Annotated in this window: 22 protein-coding genes and 1 tRNA gene; 6 read left to right on the top strand and 17 right to left on the bottom strand. The window is 68.1% G+C overall.

The genetic code is table 11. The features are described 5' to 3' along the window. Window positions 1–212: 212 nt before the first annotated feature. Window positions 213–524 (bottom strand): hypothetical protein, encoded by a 312-nt coding sequence (locus ACF07B_RS20125; RefSeq protein WP_392179866.1) that lies wholly within the window; start codon window positions 522–524, stop codon window positions 213–215. Between the two features lie 46 nt (window positions 525–570). Further along, entirely contained in the window at window positions 571–699 is a 129-nt protein-coding gene (locus tag ACF07B_RS20120; protein ID WP_392179865.1) for a hypothetical protein, read from the bottom strand. Window positions 700–1,062: 363 nt separating this feature from the next. Between ACF07B_RS20120 and ACF07B_RS20115 the strand changes: the two genes are divergently transcribed. After that, complete coding sequence (locus ACF07B_RS20115; RefSeq protein WP_392179864.1) at window positions 1,063–3,342, top strand: transglycosylase domain-containing protein; 2,280 nt, start codon at window positions 1,063–1,065, stop codon at window positions 3,340–3,342. Between the two features lie 170 nt (window positions 3,343–3,512). On the opposite strand, the gene ACF07B_RS20110 is transcribed toward ACF07B_RS20115, so the two are convergent. Beyond that, the gene (locus tag ACF07B_RS20110; protein WP_362395626.1) at window positions 3,513–3,977 is read right to left on the bottom strand and encodes a GatB/YqeY domain-containing protein; all 465 of its coding nucleotides are present in this window, start codon (window positions 3,975–3,977) and stop codon (window positions 3,513–3,515) included. Window positions 3,978–4,146: 169 nt separating this feature from the next. Between ACF07B_RS20110 and ACF07B_RS20105 the strand changes: the two genes are divergently transcribed. From ACF07B_RS20105 to ACF07B_RS20095, 3 genes are all read left to right on the top strand, one after another. Continuing rightward, window positions 4,147–5,073 carry a metallophosphoesterase gene (locus tag ACF07B_RS20105; RefSeq protein WP_369480997.1) on the top strand — a complete coding sequence of 309 codons (927 nt, stop codon included), beginning with the start codon at window positions 4,147–4,149 and terminating at the stop codon, window positions 5,071–5,073. Window positions 5,074–5,369: 296 nt separating this feature from the next. Next, the gene (locus ACF07B_RS20100; protein ID WP_392179863.1) at window positions 5,370–6,158 is read left to right on the top strand and encodes a Pr6Pr family membrane protein; all 789 of its coding nucleotides are present in this window, start codon (window positions 5,370–5,372) and stop codon (window positions 6,156–6,158) included. Window positions 6,159–6,186: 28 nt separating this feature from the next. Beyond that, window positions 6,187–6,260 (top strand) — tRNA-Pro (locus ACF07B_RS20095). Between the two features lie 107 nt (window positions 6,261–6,367). Here ACF07B_RS20095 and xerC read toward each other — a convergent pair. The 14 genes from xerC to ACF07B_RS20025 all read right to left on the bottom strand — a co-directional run bounded on the left by xerC (window position 6,368) and on the right by ACF07B_RS20025 (window position 16,108). Next, on the bottom strand, window positions 6,368–7,525 hold the full coding sequence (gene xerC / locus ACF07B_RS20090; RefSeq protein WP_392179862.1) for a tyrosine recombinase XerC: 1,158 nt from the start codon (window positions 7,523–7,525) through the stop codon (window positions 6,368–6,370). Beyond that, window positions 7,525–7,707, bottom strand: a complete 183-nt coding sequence (locus ACF07B_RS20085) for a helix-turn-helix domain-containing protein (protein ID WP_261704757.1) — start codon at window positions 7,705–7,707, stop codon at window positions 7,525–7,527. Before ACF07B_RS20085 ends, xerC begins: the two co-directional genes overlap by 1 nt. Next, entirely contained in the window at window positions 7,700–9,052 is a 1,353-nt protein-coding gene (locus ACF07B_RS20080) for a replication initiator (RefSeq protein WP_392179861.1), read from the bottom strand. The genes ACF07B_RS20085 and ACF07B_RS20080 overlap by 8 nt, the downstream gene beginning before the upstream one ends. A 96-nt stretch (window positions 9,053–9,148) precedes the next feature. Then, window positions 9,149–9,457, bottom strand: coding sequence for a SpdD protein (locus ACF07B_RS20075; protein WP_392179860.1), 309 nt, complete (start codon window positions 9,455–9,457; stop codon window positions 9,149–9,151). A 28-nt stretch (window positions 9,458–9,485) separates the two neighbouring features. Further along, window positions 9,486–9,641, bottom strand: a complete 156-nt coding sequence (locus ACF07B_RS20070; protein WP_389089161.1) for a hypothetical protein — start codon at window positions 9,639–9,641, stop codon at window positions 9,486–9,488. 15 nt (window positions 9,642–9,656) lie between these two features. Beyond that, entirely contained in the window at window positions 9,657–9,836 is a 180-nt protein-coding gene (locus ACF07B_RS20065; protein WP_356753204.1) for a mobile element transfer protein, read from the bottom strand. Between the two features lie 17 nt (window positions 9,837–9,853). Then, window positions 9,854–10,555, bottom strand: coding sequence for a DUF2637 domain-containing protein (locus ACF07B_RS20060; RefSeq protein WP_392179859.1), 702 nt, complete (start codon window positions 10,553–10,555; stop codon window positions 9,854–9,856). Window positions 10,556–10,640: 85 nt separating this feature from the next. Then, a complete protein-coding gene (locus ACF07B_RS20055; protein WP_392179858.1) occupies window positions 10,641–12,011 on the bottom strand; it encodes an FtsK/SpoIIIE domain-containing protein in 1,371 nt (456 codons plus the stop codon). 5 nt (window positions 12,012–12,016) lie between these two features. Then, window positions 12,017–12,364 (bottom strand): hypothetical protein, encoded by a 348-nt coding sequence (locus tag ACF07B_RS20050; protein ID WP_392179857.1) that lies wholly within the window; start codon window positions 12,362–12,364, stop codon window positions 12,017–12,019. 177 nt (window positions 12,365–12,541) lie between these two features. Further along, entirely contained in the window at window positions 12,542–13,363 is an 822-nt protein-coding gene (locus ACF07B_RS20045) for a protein phosphatase 2C domain-containing protein (protein ID WP_392179856.1), read from the bottom strand. Then, the gene (locus ACF07B_RS20040; protein WP_392179855.1) at window positions 13,360–14,211 is read right to left on the bottom strand and encodes a sigma-70 family RNA polymerase sigma factor; all 852 of its coding nucleotides are present in this window, start codon (window positions 14,209–14,211) and stop codon (window positions 13,360–13,362) included. The genes ACF07B_RS20045 and ACF07B_RS20040 overlap by 4 nt, the downstream gene beginning before the upstream one ends. Window positions 14,212–14,386: 175 nt before the next feature. Continuing rightward, window positions 14,387–14,785, bottom strand: coding sequence for an ATP-binding protein (locus ACF07B_RS20035; protein ID WP_392179854.1), 399 nt, complete (start codon window positions 14,783–14,785; stop codon window positions 14,387–14,389). Between the two features lie 92 nt (window positions 14,786–14,877). Further along, window positions 14,878–15,714: a helix-turn-helix domain-containing protein gene (locus ACF07B_RS20030; RefSeq protein WP_392179890.1), complete on the bottom strand. Its 837-nt coding sequence runs from the start codon at window positions 15,712–15,714 to the stop codon at window positions 14,878–14,880. 139 nt (window positions 15,715–15,853) lie between these two features. Then, window positions 15,854–16,108, bottom strand: a complete 255-nt coding sequence (locus ACF07B_RS20025; protein WP_392179853.1) for a hypothetical protein — start codon at window positions 16,106–16,108, stop codon at window positions 15,854–15,856. 304 nt (window positions 16,109–16,412) lie between these two features. On the opposite strand from ACF07B_RS20025, the gene ACF07B_RS20020 reads away from it, so the two are divergent. Both ACF07B_RS20020 and ACF07B_RS20015 read left to right on the top strand, forming a co-directional pair. After that, on the top strand, window positions 16,413–16,805 hold the full coding sequence (locus ACF07B_RS20020) for a hypothetical protein (RefSeq protein ID WP_392179852.1): 393 nt from the start codon (window positions 16,413–16,415) through the stop codon (window positions 16,803–16,805). 39 nt (window positions 16,806–16,844) lie between these two features. Then, complete coding sequence (locus tag ACF07B_RS20015; protein WP_392179851.1) at window positions 16,845–17,303, top strand: hypothetical protein; 459 nt, start codon at window positions 16,845–16,847, stop codon at window positions 17,301–17,303. Window positions 17,304–18,570: the final 1,267 nt, after the last annotated feature.

Below are 18,570 nucleotides of genomic sequence, written 5' to 3'. Positions count from 1 at the left end.
GACGCCACGTGACACACAAGGTTGATTCGGACACGCGCTCCACAAGAACGCGGAACCTCCGGAACGATTCGGGGTCGCCGGACGTATTGATACGTGGCCGCACTGCTGTGACAGTTGAGAGCAGCTTAGGCCAAGGCATATACGCGTGTCCGGCGAATGAGAACGTAGGCGCCTCACGTTGCCATGCCGTCAAGCCGACCGCTCTGGAGCGGTCAGCCGGCAGCGAAGGCGGACAACAGGGTGTCGGCCCGCAGCCTGAGTTCAGGGGCCTCCGCTCCCGCGACGCGGATGGACATCTCCTCGCCGCCGACGGCTCGGGCGAGACTCACCTCCAGCGTGGCGTCGGCGCCGACCAGGGGATACGCGTACCAGAGGTCGGGGTTCTCGTCGTCGGTGTCCTGGACCGCGGCTTCGACGGTGCGCCAGTCGGTGTCGTCGAACTCGTACCCGGCGAAGTGTGACAACACCTCCAAGAAAGCGCGCAGGTTGCGGCCCCAGATCCACCCGTCGATCGACTCGCTCATGTCTCCCCCATCCGTGACGTGGCCAGGATGGCAGGCCGTGATCGAGTCAGGCGGCGGCCGCGAAGACTCCGGCCGGGAAGGCGACTCGCTCGTCGAAGGGGTCGCGCTTCCGGAGGCAGGGGCGGGAGACGGCCACCCAGAGGTGGCCGACGCGGTTGGGCCGGTCGTTCTTCACCCAGCGTCTGTCGATGGCGGACTCCTTGCCGGAGGCACGGGTGACGGGTGGCGCCTGGGTCCGACTTCTCGCGCGAGACGGAGTGCCGGTCGCGACAGCGGGCGGCGGCCATCGGCTTGATCGCGAACACCTTGCGCGTGCCGCCCGCAGCACGACGGAGGCGGCCACGGAGGCGGCCGACGGCGCATCGTCCAGCGTCCGCTCGACGCCCGCGTGACCGCCGTCACTCACACCAGGCCGTGCACGATCTACGGTGAGGCCTCCACGGCCCGGCTGCGCTCGGATGTCACGGTCTGGTACTCGAACGCTCCGAGAAGCACCCGCTCCTGCGGATCGCTCATAACTACGGATTAGGCTGCCCTCATGCCAAAGAAGCGCTCGGGCGGTGGTCTGTCCCCTACGCAGCAGGCCGCCAAGTTCCTCGGTGTCAGCGTGCTCGCGGGCGCCGTCATGGCCGGAATCGCGCTGCCCGCCGCGGGCGCGCTCGGTCTGGCGGCCAAGGGCTCGGTCCAGGGGTTCGATGACATTCCGGACAATCTGAAGAGTCCGTCGCTGAGTCAGCGGACCACGATCCTGGACAGCAAGGGCGGGCAGATCGCGACGGTCTACTCGCGCGACCGCACCGTGCTCGACCTCAAGAACATCTCGCCCTACATGCAGAAGGCGATCGTCGCGATCGAGGACTCGCGCTTCTACCAGCACGGCGCGATCGACCTGAAGGGCATCCTGCGCGCGGTCAACCAGAACGCGCAGAACGGCGGGGTGTCCCAGGGCGCCTCCACCCTGACCCAGCAGCTGGTGAAGAACTACTTCGTCGAAGAGGCCGGCGACGACCCGACGAAGGTCGCCGAGGCCACCCAGCAGACCATCGGCCGCAAGATCCGCGAGCTCAAGTACGCGATCCAGCTGGAAGAGAAGCTGGGCAAGAAGAAGATCCTCGAGAACTACCTGAACATCACGTTCTTCGGGGAGCAGGCGTACGGCGTCGAGGCCGCCTCCCAGCGCTACTTCTCCAAGCCCGCCAAGAAACTGAACCTCCAGGAGTCCGCGCTGCTCGCGGGCATCGTCCAGTCGCCGAGCCGGTACGACCCGGTCAACGACGAGGAGGAGGCCGTCAAGCGCCGCAACACCGTGCTGCAGCGCATGGCCGAGGTGCACGACATCTCCCAGGAGCAGGCCGACGCCGCCAAGGCGACGAAGCTCGGGCTGCACGTCAGCCGGCCGAAGAACGGCTGCATCACGGCCATCAAGGGCGCCGGCTTCTTCTGCAAGTACGTGGAGAAGGTCTTCCTGAGCGACCCGGTCTTCGGCAAGACCAGGGAGGACCGGGCGAAGGTCTGGAACCAGGGCGGCCTGACGATCCGTACGACGCTCGACCCGCAGTCCCAGGCGGCGATCCGGGCGTCGCTGAAGGACCACGTCTACAAGTCCGACAAGGTCGCGGCGGCGGCCACCCTGGTCGAGCCCGGCACCGGGAAGATCCTCGGGATGGGCCAGTCGAAGCCGTTCGGCACCGGAAAGAACGAGACCGAGTACAACTACTCGGTCAACTACGACATGGGCGGCTCGAACTACGGCTTCCCGACCGGTTCGACGTTCAAGCCGTTCGTGGCCGCGGCCGCGCTGGAACAGGGCCGGCCGGCGACGCAGGAGTACTCCTCGCCGAACTCGATGCCCTACCCCAGCCCGGTGCAGACCTGCGGCAGCAAGCCGTGGACGAACCAGGCGAACGAGAAGGTCCCGAACGAGAGCGAGTCCGAGCAGGGCCCGTATCAGCTGAAGGAGGCGATGGCGAAGTCGGTCAACACCTACTTCGTGCAGATGATCTCCGACATCGGCCTGTGCCCGGTCATGAACCAGATCGGCAAGCTCGGCGTGGTCCAGGGCAACGGCGACAAGCTCCCCCAGGTGCCCTCCATCGCCCTGGGCGCCAAGGGCATCTCGCCGCTCACCATGGCCACGGCCTACGCCGCCTTCGCCTCGCGCGGCATGTACTGCACCCCCGTCGCCATCGAGTCGATCAGCCAGCAGATCGGCGGCCGTGAGAAGTCCCTGGACGTGCCCAAGTCGACCTGCTCGCGGGCCATGTCCGAGACGACCGCGGACACCGTGAACAGCCTGCTGAGCGGCGTGATCGACTCCGGTACGGGCCAGCAGGCCGGTCTCACCGACCGCGCCAACGCCGGCAAGACCGGTACCACCGACGAGCGCAAGAACGCCTGGTTCGTCGGCTACACGCCGAACCTGTCCGGCGCCGTCTGGGTCGGCAGCGCCACCCAGCAGGTCCAGATGAGGAGCATCACGATCGGCGGCGTCTGGCACGACAAGGTGTACGGCGGTCAGGTCCCCGGCCCGATCTGGCGGGACCTGATGACGGGCGCCCTCACGGGCAAGGAAGCCCCGTCCTTCAACCTGATCAACATTCCGGATCCGGACAGGCACAAGGACAAGGGCCAGGACGACGACAACCGCGGCCGCGGCCGGCACGGGGGCAACGGCAACGGCAACACCACCCTCGGCAACACCGTCAACGGCCAGAGCGACGGCGGAGTGGTGTTCCCGACGCCTTCCTTCTCCCTCCCCGACGGATGGATCCAGGGCAACACGAACAGCGGCAACGGAACCGACGGCGGCCAACGCTGACCCGTAGGCCGTAAGACGCGTGAACGCCCCGTGGGCCAGGAGTCGATCCTGGCCCACGGGGCGTTCGGCGTAAGGCGTGTTCGGCGTGACGCGTGTTCGGCGTGACGCGTGCTGGGTGTCGCGTGGCGGGCGCGACCGGACCCGCACAGGCCCCGGTCCGGCGAAGGGCGTCAGCCCGCGAGCAGCTGCTTCACGACGGCGGCGACGCGGCCGCCCTCGGCCTGCCCGGCCACCTTCGGGTTCACGATCTTCATGACGGCGCCCATCGCGCGCGGACCCTCGGCACCGGCCGCCTTGGCCTCTTCGACGGCCTGGGCGACGATCCGCTGAAGCTCCTCGTCGGAAAGCTGCTTGGGCAGATACACGGCGAGGATCTCGCCCTCCGCGCGCTCCCGCTCGGCCGACTCGGGGCGCCCGCCCTGCGTGAAGGCCTCGGCGGCCTCACGACGCTTCTTCGCCTCGCGGGCGATCACCTTCTGCACCTCGTCGTCGGAGAGTTCGCGCTTGGTCTTGCCCGCGACCTCCTCATTGGTGATCGCGGAGAGGGTCAGCCGGATCGTCGAGGAGCGGAGCTCGTCGCGCCCCTTGATCGCGGCGTTGAGGTCTTCCTGCAACTTCGACTTGAGCGTGGTCATGCCGTCAAGTGTCGCAGGTGCGGTGACGCGGACGCCTGTTGATTTCGCGGCGCCGTCCGGCCGAGGTCCGGCGGCCGTCCACAACCGCCTTCCCCCGCCGTCCCGGACGGGGTTGCCGGCTGTCCACAGGCGGTCAGGAGCTCGCGCCGGAGTCTGACACGATGGGAGTATGCGCGCGCGATACGGAGTACCCCTGGGAATCACGGCGGTGGGCGCCGCCGGACTGCTGTACTCGGCGGGGTTCGAGGCCCGTTCCTTCCGCCTGCGACGGGTGACCGTCCCGGTTTTGCCGCCGGGCATGCGGCCGCTGCGCGTTCTTCAGGTCTCGGACATCCACATGGTCAGCGGACAGCGCAAGAAGCAGCGCTGGCTGCGCTCCCTGGCCGGGCTGCGCCCCGACTTCGTGATCAACACCGGGGACAACCTCTCGGACCCGGAGGGCGTGCCCGAGGTGCTGGACGCGCTCGGCCCCCTGATGGAGCTCCCCGGCGCCTACGTCTTCGGTTCGAACGACTACTACGGCCCCACACTCCGCAACCCCGCCCGCTACTTGTTCGAGAAGACGGCGGGCCGTCACGGGCTGAACGGCAACAAGCCGGTCGTGGGCGCCGTCCACAACCCGTGGGAGGACCTGCGCGACGGTTTCGACACCGCGGGCTGGCTGAACCTGACGAACACGCGGGGGACGCTGAAGACGGAGGGCGCGGAGATCGAGCTGACGGGCCTCGACGACCCGCACATCAAGCGCGACCGCTACGCGCGTGTGGCCGGCGGTCCGTCCGCGTCCGCCGACTTCTCGATGGGCATCGTGCACGCCCCGTACCTGCGCAGCCTGGACGCCTTCACGGCCGACGGCTACCCCCTGATCCTGGCCGGCCACACCCACGGCGGCCAGATCTGCCTCCCCTTCTACGGCGCCTTCGTCACCAACTGCGACCTGGACACGGACCGCGTCAAGGGGCTCTCCAGGCACACGGCGGAGGGCCGGACCTCGTACATGCACGTCTCGGCGGGCTGCGGAGCGAGCCGCTACACCCCGGTCCGCTTCGCCTGCCCACCGGAGGCATCACTGCTGACGCTGGTGGAGCGGGCGTAGCGGGCTCGACCGCCACGGACCGAGGACGCCGCAGAGCCCCGTCGACACGAACCGTCACCGCGGGACGTCACCGAACGAGGCCACCACATGAGGCCGCTGGACGAGGCCGCCGGGTGTCCCACACGACCGGCCGCCCGGACGCCGCGTGCTGCTCCTCGGCGGTCGCAGGACGTCACCGAACGACGCCCCCGGACGACATCACCACTGGACGACACCTCAAGGCCGCGTAACCCGCCCGGTCGACCCATATCGCCCAAATGCCACGATCCGCTTAGCGTGAGGGCATGATCACCCCTATGCCCAGGGACATACCCGATCTCCCCGCGATACCGGGCATGCTCCCGTCGACCCACTCCTTCGTCCCCGCGACAGCGGTCGTGGCTCCCTCCCACCGCCCGGCCACGGCGGCCTACCGCGCCCTGGTGGCCCTCGCGGCGGCGACAGGCGTGGCCATCGAGATGAAGCTGGGCACCCCGGCCCGGGTGCTGAGCTACTTCACGATCCAGACCAATCTGCTCGTCGCCGTGGTCTTCGCGGCATCCGCCCGCCGGGCCTGGTCGGCGTGCAGGCCCCTGCCCGGGGTACTGACCGGCGGCACATTGATCTACATCTCGATCACGGGCCTGGTCTACCACCTGATCCTGGCGAACCAGTCGGCCCCGTTCTCCATGACCGGAGGCAACGACACGCTCTCCGGCTGGCAGGCGGTCGCCAATCAGCTCCTCCACACGGTCACGCCGATCGCCGTGGCCCTCGACTGGCTGCTGCTGACCCGCCCGACCCCGCTGGCGCTGCGCAACGCGGCGACGTGGCTGGTCTACCCCCTCGCCTACCTGGCCTTCTGCCTCGCCCGCGGCGCGATGCTGACGCCGGGAACCCCGGCGCGCTACCTCTACCCGTTCGTCGACGTGGACCGACACGGCTACGGAGGCGTCCTCGGCAACGCCGCCATCCTCGGCGTCGCCTTCTACGCCCTGGCCCTCCTCATCGTCGTCCTCGACCACGTGCGCCCCGACCCGGTCCGACGCCGCCTCCGACGCCCAGAAAACCGGATTTCGTCTCAGGCCAGCCGTGGGCTAAAGTAAACGACGTCGCCGCGAGAGCAGCGACAATCGGGGTGTAGCGCAGCTTGGCAGCGCGCTTCGTTCGGGACGAAGAGGTCGTGGGTTCAAATCCCGCCACCCCGACAGCTGGATAGCAGTTCAGAGGGCCCTTACCGGATCGGTAAGGGCCCTCTGGCGTTGCTGCGTGTCTAACTGCGTGACTATCGATTCCCGAGTGCCTACGAGCCGCGTCAGTCGGAGCCGAAGATGCCGTCCATGGCCACGGCACCGGTCTGGATCACGGGCCTGATCTGCTTCCGGTAGACCTCCTCCGTCACGGCCGTACCGGAGTGCCCGACGAGCCGGGAGATCTCCTCCAGCGGGACGCCCCGGTCGGAGAGCAGGGACACGAAGCTGTGCCGGAGCTCCCGGGGCGTCCACTCCGCTGCGTCGATTCCGTCGATGCCCTTGAGCGCCTGGCGGAAGGCACGGCGAACGTTGGCAGCGTCGAGCGGCTTGCCGACGGCCGAGGAGAAGACGAGCCCGTGTTCCTCCCATTCCTCGTCGGCGGCGAGCCGATCCCAGCCCTGATCTTCGAATTGCCGCCAGAGGGCTTCGACGCAGCGCGCCGGCAGGGCGAGCGTGCGCCGGGACTTGCGGGTCTTGGTGTCCCCGCTCCGCCGGACCGAACGCCACACAGCGATGTGCGGAGGCTGCGGCGGTTCGAAGTCCGGTCGCCCCTTGAGGAAGACGTGGTCCCAGGTGAGGGCCCGCAGTTCCTCGGTCCGGGCACCGGTCAACGGGGCTAGGACGATGTACGCGTACATCGAGGTCCCTTCGGCCCCCTTCAGCACTGCCTCAGCCTGAGCGAAGGTGAGCGCCTTGGACGGCCGCCCCGTCTGCCCCTGCGGCACCGAGCACAGCTCGACGACGTTCCGCTTCACCTTGTCCCGCGCCATGGCCCGCTTGACGGCGCGGTTCAGACACGAGTGAAGCGACTGGAGAGTGCGGGTGCTGAGGGTCTTGGCTTTGGTGGAGAGCCAGCGATCCACATCCTCCGCGCTGAGGTCGCGAAGCTTCCGAGCGCCGAGCGACGGGATGACGTGCTTGTCGCTCAGGAACGTCACGGTCTCAACCGTGCTGGGGTCGAGGCCCGCCAGGCCATACGTCAGCCAGTCCGTCACCGCGTCCTTGACCGTGTAGTTGGTCGGCGCGATGGCGAGGCCGTCTTCGTGGTCCCGCAACACCTCCTTGAGCTTCTGCTTCGCCTCGGTCTTGGTCTTGCCACTCCCCCGCTTGACGATCCGCTTCCCGCTCGGGTCGAACCCAAGGTTGGCCGTGGCGATCCAACGCTGCCTCTTCTCGTCCCAGTGCAGGCCACCGTCACCACGGCTGCGACGCATAGCCATCAGGCGGCACGCTCCATCTCTTCCGCGATGAAGTGGCCCAGGGCGGAAGCCGGAATGCGCCGACACCGGCCGATCGTGACCGAGGGCAGCCGCCGCGTACGGATCAGGTCATAGACGGTGGACCGGCCGAGCCGAAGACGTGTCATCACCTCGGCGACAGTGAGCAGTTCGTCATCACGCATTGTCGTTCTCTCCTTCTACGTCGACTGAGGCCGGTTGTCGTGATGCGGCGAACAAGGCTTCTGCGGCGGTCAGGCCGGTGCCGGCGAACCGCCAGTGGGAGAGGACGAGGACGGTGTCCGGGTCGGGCAGCGGGTGTCCCGCCTCGGCGGCGCGTTCGCGGGTGCGTGCTTCGTTGTGGTCGGCGCGTTCCTGGCGGAGGGCGCCGAGGGTGACGGAGTAGGCGCGGGACTTGGTGGAGAAGTGGCCGCGGAAGCCGAGCATGTGAGCCCACTTGCGAAGGCGCAGTTCCTCGAGCTCGGGGAGGCCACCGAGGCGCCAGCAGGTGAGGATCATCTGCCGTGCGTGGTCGGTGACTTCGGCGCCGATGAGGTCGGTGACGGGGTTGCGGATCGGGCGGTCGAGCGTGCCTGTCGCGCTTTCGGCACCCTTGGTCGCGTACTTGGCGATGTAGGCGGCGACGGCACGGCTGCTCAGGTTGGTGGGGCCGGTGAAGTCGGCGGACTGGATGGGGCGGACGTCGAGCTGTTCACCGAAGCGGAAGGCGTAGGCCCGGCCGTCGAGGACCGGGCCGGGAGTCTCGGCGAGCGCGGTGGCCGAGCGGATGGCGTCGGTGAGGAGTTCGGTGGTGGCCCAGGCCGGCGGGGTGTCCTCGGCTCCGTCCGGGCCGTCGAGACGGATCACGGCATGGAAGTGGACGGCGCCCCGTCGCTGGTACTCGGCGACCTTGGCGTACGACACCTTGAGGCAGTTGCGCAGCTCCGAACGGCCGATGCCCGCGCGAGACGCGAGCTGCTGGCGGAGGTACGTGACGAAGCGGGCCCATAAGGCACCGGCGTGGGCGTTCCACAGGACGGCGGCGCTGTAGTCGTAGCGGTCCGCATCCAGCGGGGTGCCGAGAACGGCGTCTCCATCCGCGTGCAGGCGCCCACAGCGGCAGCGACCGCCACCGGGCCGGTTGTGGACAGGGCCGAAGGACGGTGCGGTGAAGGTGGCGAAGACGCGAGGGTGTTCGGCGACCGCGGGACCAATGCCCTTGCCACCGCTCAGGCCCGCTGTGACGAGGTGGAAGGTGTCCCGGCGATAGACCTCGGCACAGGCGGCACAGCGGGTTGCGCGGCGGTTATTGCAGCGGATGAGGAGTTGCCCGGCGGGAAGGTCGCGGTCGGCGATCTCTCGGACGATTTCGCCGGTGGCGGCGAGGACGTCTAGGCGGCGGCCCTCCATCCGTACAGGCCGCTCGCAGCCACCGAGTCGTTGGATCTGGTGCGCGTAGGTGCTGAGGTCGCCGTACTGGGCGAGGGTCGCCAGTTGGCGGACGGCTCCGGTCGGAGCCTCGGGGCGCATGTGCGGGTTCCTCCTTGAGGGAACGGGATTCGAGACGGACTGGCTTGTCCAGGGGGCTAGACACCATGGGCAAGCCAGTGCACGGAAGAAGTGAAGTCAGCGGCGGTCGCTCTTGAGGATCGAGCGGACGGTGACCGCGCAGACGGCCACGGAGGCGGCGGTGATCGCGACGGCGAGGAGCAGGGAGACCAGGACGGCGCCCACGACCAGGACGGCGGCGGAGCCGCCCACCACGAGGGTCAGCGCGCTCCCCGGGGTGAGCTGCACGGCAGGACGGTTCGAAGCCAGCCGCGCTGTGGGAGCAGGGGCCGAAGCACTCTGGAAGGGAACCGGACTGTGGACGGTCGAGGGCGGCGCTGCGGGTACCGGGGCGGTGTCCTGTGGCGGGTACTTGGGCTTGAACATGGGGTGGATTCCCTTCTGTGCAGTTGCGTTACTTGAGGACGGGGTCAACGGCGGGGGCGAGGAAGCTCCCGGCGGCGAGGTAGCCGCCGAGGAGGAGCACGATGACGAGCCACCACGGCGGGCGGGCGAGTCGGACTCCGAGGGCCCCAACGGCGAGGAGGGCGAGCCAGAGCGGGACGTGCACGTCTGTCGTCTCCTGTCAGGCGCGGCAGCGGTGGATGCGGGCAGCGAGTTCGGCGGCGGCGCGGCTGTCGTACTCCGCGGAGAAGTCGCAGTGCGGGGCGGTGCAGGCGGCCACGTGTCGGTTACGGCCTCGGGAGAGGTACGAGGCAACCTGGACGGGGCCGATACGGCGGACGTCGCGGAAGCGCGGGGTCATGGCGGGCGTCTCCCTGGTCAGAGGTGTGCGGCGACGGCCGGCGTCATGGACGCGGGCAGTCCGAGCCGAGCGCGGATGGTGTCGGGGTCGGCGGGTTCACCGGTCCTGGAGTGGAGCTCTCGGGCGAGCGCTTGGGCACGATCGACGAGGGCGGGCGGAAGGTGGACGGCCGAGGTGGACACCGGCGCCGGGCCCGGGTCGGCCACGGGCTCCAAGGCCGGAATGGGTTCCGGGTCGGCCGTGCCGCTTGCTGTCGGTTCGGAGAGTGCGGGAGTCGGGGCCGACACCACCGCTCCGCCCGCCTCGGATACAGCCGACGCGCCACGGTCGGCGGAATCCGAGGTACGGGGTGTGTGGGCCAGCAGGGTGCCGCCGAAGAAGGCGACGGCTGGCCAACCCGCGACGACCACACGGAGCAGCGCGGGAACGTGGGCCAGGTCAAGGAGTCCGGCGGTGGCGATGTTGGCGCCGAGGGATGCGGCGAGGGCGACGAGGAACCACAGCCGCGACCCGCCGGATGGGAGCCCCGAACACTGCTGTTCGCGCATTCGACGCCAGGCAGCGACGAGGAGCAGGTCGACGGAGACCGGATAGGCCCACGCCTTCCAGCCGCCCTGTCCAGCCGCTTCGGCCAGGTCGTGCAGGTGCGAGAAGGACAGGGCGCCCGCGATGACGGCTTGGATGATCACGGCGTCCACACGGGTCGGGAGGGCGCGCATCGGTACGGACTCCTTCCGGTTCGAGGCATGGGAGGGGTAGGGACACGGCGCGAGGCGGTCACGCCGACCGGGGTGGGAAGGGCTGCTACTCGGTCACCGGGTGCGCGGCCGACACGGCAGCGATCGAGGGCGACGGTTTGTCGGTGGCCAGGGCGGCGTGCGGCCGGAAGGTGGCGAGGCGGGGCAGGGCCGGGACCAGGTCGACGGTGGCGCGGCAGACGGCTGCGGCGTCGTCCAGGGTGAGGTGCGGTGAGCGGGCGCGGGACCAGCCGCCCGAGGAGTCACCGACGACGGCCACACCGGGGCGGTCAGCGGGAATGCCGGTCGCGGCGAGCGCGGCTTCCGGGGAGATGTCGGCGAGGGCCATGTTCGCGGAGGACTCGTCGTTGACGCGGTGGCAGACGCGGCCGGTGAGCTGGGCCCGCAGCATGGTGGCGCCCTTGCCGAGTTCGGAGCCGAAGCGCTGTCCGCACACCTCCAGGTAGATGCCCGCGGCGCGGCCGAGCTGGGCGATGCGGATCAGCTTGGTGACCATGGCGTCCCGGCGCTTCTCGTCATCGCGGCTCGCGGCGAGGAAGAGTTCCGCCACCTCGTCGACGACGACCACGATCGGTACGGGCCGCACCGCATCGGGCAGTCCCCAGACGTCAGACGTGAGCACGGCGTCCGGGCCCGCTCCAGAGGTGACACCGATCAATCGGAACCGCTCCTCCATCTCCTCCAGGAGGACGTCCAGGAGTTCGTTCGCACGGTCCGAAGTATCAGCGAGCGCGGACAACCGGGGCGCGAACGGCGCTAGTTCGACGCCCCACTTGCAGTCGATGCCGACGAGGACGACCCGTTGCCGGGCCAGGCCGCACAGCAGGTTGCGCAGGTAGACGGACTTGCCGGACTGGGTAGCACCGAGGATCAGTTCGTGCGGCACGGTGCGGAAGTCCCGTACGTGCCAGCTCCCGTCGTCCCGCAGGGCGAGAGGCAGGGTCAGCGGTCCGCCAGAGAGCCGGCGCCGGGCGGGACGCACGTTGGCAAGTACGTCCCAGCCGATGAGCCGCAGTTCGAGGCGCCCCGGCTTGGTCGGGCGGATATGGACGGCGTGCGCCGCCCAGGCGTGGCGCAGCCGGTCAGCGGAGGCCATGAAATCCTCCGGCGCCTGCCCGGTCGCCATCCGCAGCCGCATCACGAGCCCCGAGCCGGTGGGCAGAGGAAGCGACCGGCGCGGCGGAACGGGTGACGCCTCCCGCCCCATCATCCGGGCCGTTGCCCGCCGTACGGCCGAGGCCGGGACTGTCAGGCCGCACGCGTCCATGGTGGCGCGGTACGTGGTGAGCACGCGCAGCGCGACGACCGGATAGCCGATGAGCCACCAGAAGACGACCGGTAACCGGCGCCGCAGTACCTGCAAGATCACGGCCAGGGCCACTAGCGCCAGGAGCAGCGTCCACACGGAGTCGGTCATGGCGCTCAGCCCTGCACCGCAGCAGGGACGTTGGCCATAACGGCATCGGCCCGGTAGGCGATCCCGTGCCGGGCCCGGCCGCCGAACTCGCTCTCCCACGGCCGTGCAACCAGGCCGGAAAGGATCACCGGCGTACCCATGACCAGACCCTCGCCGACGCCCTTGGCGGGCACGGTCACCTTGACCATGTCCGAGCCGCCCTGGGCAATGAACACCACCTCCAGCACCATCAACCGGTCGTTGGTCACCGGGTCCACGGCGATCTCGCCCGTCTGGCGGTCCTTCACCTTCACCTCGGGCAGCTTGGTGACGAGCAGCGTCGCGGCCGAAGTGTCCACGGGGATGACACGCATTCTGTTGACCTCACTGAGTCTGTGACGCCGCTCCCGGCGTCATCTTGATTGGATACCCCCCTAGACAGCCCAGGGAGGGAGCCACCCCGACTGTCTAGGGGGGTTGACGTCAACAGTAAGCCGACGACTCATCAACTGTCTAGGGGGGTAAACAAAAAGCTTCGCGAGCCGGAGCGGCTACGGCAGCGTCCAATGCAGCACAGTGGCGTCGTCCCGAGCCTTGCCCCTCGGCCACCGCCGGCCGCCAGGGTCGTCAGCTTCAGCGTCGCGCACCCGGCGAATCACCTCAGCAGGACCGGACGCAGTCACGAGCGCGAACAGCTCATCCCAGGTAGCGAGTTCGAACCGGTCGACGAGGCGAGTGGCCCCGTCGCTCATCAGCACCAGGGACGCCAACGACTCCAGTGGGACGGAACCAGTGAGCGCATGTTGGGCCGCTTCCGGGTCAGGCCCCGCAATCCAGAAACCCTCGGGCCGGTTGCGCAGCCGAGTTAGGACACTCCTGTACTCAGCAAGAGCGGCGGCATGTTCGGGCGAACCCGTGGACAACGCGTCGACGGGCCCACGCAGTTGCTTGCCTACCACGTCCAACCGCCGGTCCGTGACGACGTCGAGCGTGCCGTCACTACCGGCCAGGAGTAGCGCCGAGTCTCCGAGGACCGCGTATTCCAGGGTGCCCGCCAAGGCCCTCGCGGCAACCACCGTGCTGGTTGGGCTGGCCGGATGGTGCAGGTCGCAGTCACCCTCATGCAGCGACCGGACGGTACGGATCGCATGACTCAGACACTCGGCCACCGGGAGGCCCGGCCGCCCGACGAGCGTGCCCAGCAGGACCCCGCCCAGCGTCGAGGAGAACCAGGCGACACCGTGCTCGCAGCCAGTCTCACCCCCGGCCACTCCCGCACCATCGAGGAGTACCGCGGCCCCGAATGAGGCAGCGGCGAAATCCTCGTTCGGCATGTCGGGCAACGCAGGGAGCGAGACCAGCGCGATCGTCACGCCGCCGGCTCCTCGTCGTGACGGTAGAGCGGGCAAAGCAGTTCGACGCTGCGGGGTTCGCCGGTCTCGGGGTCGTACTCGACTCCCACGAGAGTGGAGAAGCAGTGCTCACCGACCTGCCCCCACAAGGTGTTCAGGTCGGAGGAGAGCAACTGGACGACGCCGAGGGAGCCCTGCGTATGAATTCCGGCGATAGCCAACAGCGAGCCCGCCCCATCCGGCCGACGCAGTCTGCCGAGGTACCCGACGTCGTACGGACGGGAAGGGTCGCTGTCCTGACCGGACCGGTACGCAGCGCCCGTGCGCCTGTCGACAACCGTCCAGGGCCCGTCGTCCGCCTGCTCCCAGCTCAGCACCGGGTCTTGGCCATACGTGTCCCACATCTGCTGGGACATCCGGGGGCCGCAGACCACGACCAGGCCGTCACGGTTGAGGTCGATCTCGCCGCTCACCGACACGTGTTCCGAGAGGACGTCGAGCCCGTAAGACCGCGCCAGGTCCTCCAGCCGCTTCCCCGAACTGACGTCGCCTACGGCGACTACGGTGCGTCCACGCTCATCATCGCGGCGCAGAGGAGTGGCCACGGTGACGGCGCCTCGCCCGAGGAAGGCCCCTTCCGGAGCCGGACCGGTGTGCCGGATCTGATGGATGCGCCCGCGGCTCAGGCCGGCCTTTGCCGCGATCTGTGCGTACGACAGCCCCTGCGCATGCAGGTCCTGCACTACGCGCCGGCGCAGCCGGGCGAGTTCCGTAACTTCCTGCTGAGCGTCGGCCAACCTGGTCGTGACCTCACGCAGCAGCAAGTACGGATCATCGATGGCCGCGATCCGTTGCATCTCGTCCGACATACCCACACCTCCTAGACGCACCCAGGAGTCTAGGGCCCTAGACGATTCAGGCGGGAGACGGCGTCCCGTACGGACATCAACCACATAGAAGCCGGACCGATATCCAGGGACCCCGCGAGGGCTCACCCCCCGCCGCCGTCAGGGTATGCAACGCGGCCGGCCAGAACGGCGGGGATCATGCGCCAGCTCGCGCGAGCTCGGCCCAAACGGACCGGCCGTGCATCCGCTCCTTCACTCCCCAGTCCTTGGCGCAGGTCGCCATGAGCAACAGCCCGCGCCCACCCTCTTCCTCCCAGTCATTGGCGGCGAGCAGTTGCGGTCTGGCGTCGCCTCCCTCGTCGGTCACCTCGATACGCACCCGGTCATCGTCGAGTACGACGATCACGAGAAACCAGCCGCCCTTACGACCGCTCCGGGAGTGCCGGACAGCGTTGGAGGCCAGCTCACTGACGATGAGGACGGCGCTCTCCACCATGCGGGGCCCCTCGGCCTCCATCAGGGCGGCGACGAAGTATCGGGCTTCTGCGACCTGTTGCGGCAGGCCAGGGAACGGACGGCGCCACTTCGCAAGCAAGAGGAACACTCCTCGTCTAGAGGGCTAGACAGCACGCAGGCAGCGTATTCCTCGACACGCCAAGCTTCTAGGCATTCAGAGGAATTATTCCTCTATGGAGTGACGTCCTCAGGCAGGACTCGCAGATCACCCATGATCCGCATCAACAGTTCCCGCACCTCATCACCGAACACCGCCGCACGCTCGAACTGGGCGAACGACTCCTCGTACGACGCGAACACGTCCGGATCCTTCTCCGCCCGCTCATCCCGGAAGGTCTCCACGACCACCGTCTCTTGGTCGCACAAGGTGAAGCCGTGTCGCGGCATGACCGGCACCGGTCGATCCCACGGGAGCACCCCGAACCGAACAGTGGTCAGGCTCTCCACCGCGAGCAGTCGGTCGAGCTGAGCAAGCATGAGCGCCGGACTGCCGGGCCACGTCCGCAGCACGCCCTCCGTCACCACGAAGACCGACTCTCGCCCGGGTTCGTACAAGACGCTCTGACGATCCACCCGAGCCGCAACAGCCTCTCCGACCTCTGCCGCATCCGCGCCCGGCGTGCTCGCGAAGACGTGCCGCGCGTACTCCGCACTCTGAAGGATGGCCGGCAGGACCACGCACTGAAAGGAGCGAACGAGCCGGGCCCCACGCACCGCTAGGTCGACGACGGCATCCGCGGAGACACTCAAGCCCGGCAGAGTCTCGCCTGCACTCGCGGAAGGAGCTGACTCGACTTCGGCGAGAGCCACCCGCAACTCCGCGACGGCAGAAGCATCCAGGCCGAGAGCTCCGGACAGGCGATGGAGGACATCACGGCTGGGAACCATTCGCCCGTTCTCCACCTTGGAAACCGTCGGCTGACCCACTCCAGCCCGCTGCGCCAACACGGCACCCGTCAGGCCGACATCCACCCGCAGGGCCCGAAGAAGTGCCCCCAGCGCCCGCATTCGTTCCTGCCGCTCACTCCCCATACCCAGCGTTCTACACCAAGGCTCGGCAAGCACCCACCTCAGAAGTCACACGGCCCCGCGCGCACAGGCCTCAAGCGTGGGAGCACCATCCAGTTCACGCCGATCAACCGAGGCCCTACCAGCCCATGTCCTTGGCAACCTCCGCTTGCGCAGCAGAGATCTCCTCGGAGGTGGACTCCGTGACATCGACATCAGTCGCCCACTCAAGACGGCCTAGAAGGTCTGCCAACGCCTGCTTCTGTGCGGGGTGCGTGATCGGCACCGTGTCCAAATCGGTGCTCATCAGCCAGTCGTACAGAACGATGGCATCCGCGTGCCACAGGCGGACATTTACCGTGGGCACAGATTCCCACGAGTCATCGGCTTCCATGAAGGTCATCGTCCCAGGTCAAACGCTCGGCCCGAGCTGGTCAACCTGCGATAGCACCCTCTGCAGGACAGGCCCCGCGATCACGACGTGATTCAAACTTTCTCTACTGGTTCAAGTGCCCGCGCGAGCGCGGGCTGGCCCTTGGGCTTCGGCCCCTCTGCGCCTTCGGCGCCGGGGCCAAGCCCCGGGCCGCAGCGAGTGCGGGCCCGAGTCGAGAACGGTAACCGCTCTGTGGGCCGGTCGGCCGCAGGCCGGCGGGCACCGGTGACGAGTGGCCTCACCTGGGCGTATACGATCCCCGGCCATGAAGCGTTCGATGATCGCGCTGGTCAGCGCGGGAGCAATCACAGTCGCCCTGGGCGGCTATGCCGTCGGGGCGACGCAGCACGACGGCGCATCCGAGCAGTCGACCAGGTGCGAGCAGACGAGCCAGGACTTCGATGCGCGGGCCGGCCAGTTCCGAAAGCAGCAGCAGCGGATCGCCCGAGGGGGAGACACCCTAAGGCAGTACGAGATCGCCACGGCACGGTTGAAGATCCTCAGCATGATCGTGGGACAGAATCCGACCTGCTTCGACGCCGGGACCCGCGCGACAGCGGCGTATCTCCAGCAACACCCATCCCAGAGCCAGGAAGACGCGGCCGCATGTGACCTCGCTGGCATCCCTTCCAAAGACTGCACGATCTCCGTTGACTGACATGAGCGTCTGCCGTTCGAAGGCTCCTGGAGGCGCCCAATGAACACCCTCGTTTTCTTGCTGCGGAGCGCGCTGGACCTAGCCAGCAGCGTGAAGCGGCCGCGCATTTCGCTGCTGGTCGCGCTCGGCATCGTTGCCGTCTCCGTTACGGGGTGCGGCAGTTCCACCGATGAAGGACTGCCGGTGCGAGTAGTCAACGAGTCGGTCTGGGATGCCCACGTATTCGGTTGTCCGCAGTGCGGAAAGCTCGGCCTTGTGGTCGAAGGGGATCCAGACCGAGAGCCCGGCGAGGGCGGCGGTGCCTCCTTTGGGTGGACCGAGGGACGCCCGTGGCCTACGACCTACAAGGTCGTTGCCCACGGAGTGGAGTCCGTCTGCCCATTCATCGACCCCGAGCCCGGCAAGGTCGAGGGCGCAGTGGGGACCCGTGACGTCATCTACGTAGTGGACGAGAGCGGGAAATGCGTCGTCGGCCCAGCGAGCATGGACGAGATCTGACATCAGCGGCTGACACCAACAAGCGCGAACAGCGGCGGTCAGCACCAGATCTCAGCGAACTCTCGCCCGAAGCACCAGACTTGTCGACCGGGGCCGACGGCTACCTGTGATCGACCTGATAAGGATGAGGCCACAGGTTCAAATCCTGCCGTCGACCAGGGGCTCTCCTTGACGGAAGAGGGCCTCTGGATTGCCTCTGACTCCACCGACCTTCGCATCAGCGCGGCCGCGTGTCAGACTGCCGTTCATGACTCACATCCGAAAGGTCCATGCCGCGTAGGCGCCCCTCACGCTTGCGGGCGGACAACAGGCGCTTTGCTGCGCATCGCTGCTACTCGAAGCTCGGTCGGCTCTCTGGCCCGGCTCAGGCACAGATAATTCAGTTGGAGCGGACGCGTCTCCAACCCGGCCTGGTTGAGCAGGCTCTCACTCGATGGGCTGCCATCGCACGTGCACCGTGGGATCAGCTCGGTTCGCCGTACAGCGACTGGTGTGGAGTTCCGGACTGTTGCCCGGGACCGGCGGAGGAGCGAGATCTGCTGGAACTAGCGATCCGCGCTCTCCCCAAGAAGACCGCGCGGGAGCTCCGCAACATCGTGGAGCCTCTCGATCTAAAGATCCTCAAACGTCCCGACGCGGTGCCGTATGGCGACCCACCTCATTGTTGGTGGCGAGACGCCTTCTGACGACCGTGCCCCATCGCTGAACCGGTGCTGTACCGGTGCTGTACCGCAGCGAAGTACAGCAACCATCGCGACCGCAACCGACCACTACCAGCTCCAGACGACCAACTGACGTGCTCGGCAGACCTCAGCGTCCCTCACGCCCATAGTTCGCATCGAGGGGGCACGAGCTGGCGTGGTCGCCAAAGCGGCTCTAGGCCAAAGTCACTCCGCCGAGCTTGTGTTGCAGGTCTCCGGCCGTCTTGGGATAGAGCTCTTGACCCCCGGACCTCGGCGAACATAGGGTCTGAAAGTCTTGTGTTACCTGCATGCCGCGCGATGCTTCTCAGTTCGTGATCCGAATCGCTTGGGGTGATCGCGTGACCGGAAGATCACCAATGCTCGTACCTCCCGATCTCGCAGCTCATTACACGGGGCGTCCCGCCAGTACGTTGCGACGCTGGGCCCACGAGGGGCGCATCACTACCTATGGTTCCGGGCGGGGCCAAGTCCGGTACGACCTGTGGGAGTTGCACAGCCAGACCCGCGACGAGTGGACCGGCGAGACGACCCCTGGGGAAACCCCCGCCATGCCAGAACCCCCG

Origin of the sequence: Streptomyces sp. NPDC015532, from assembly GCF_043078065.1 — a bacterium.
Taxonomy (GTDB): domain Bacteria; phylum Actinomycetota; class Actinomycetes; order Streptomycetales; family Streptomycetaceae; genus Streptomyces.
Note: the sequence above shows the minus strand (reverse complement) of the source record. Positions and strands in the feature narration are given on the sequence as shown.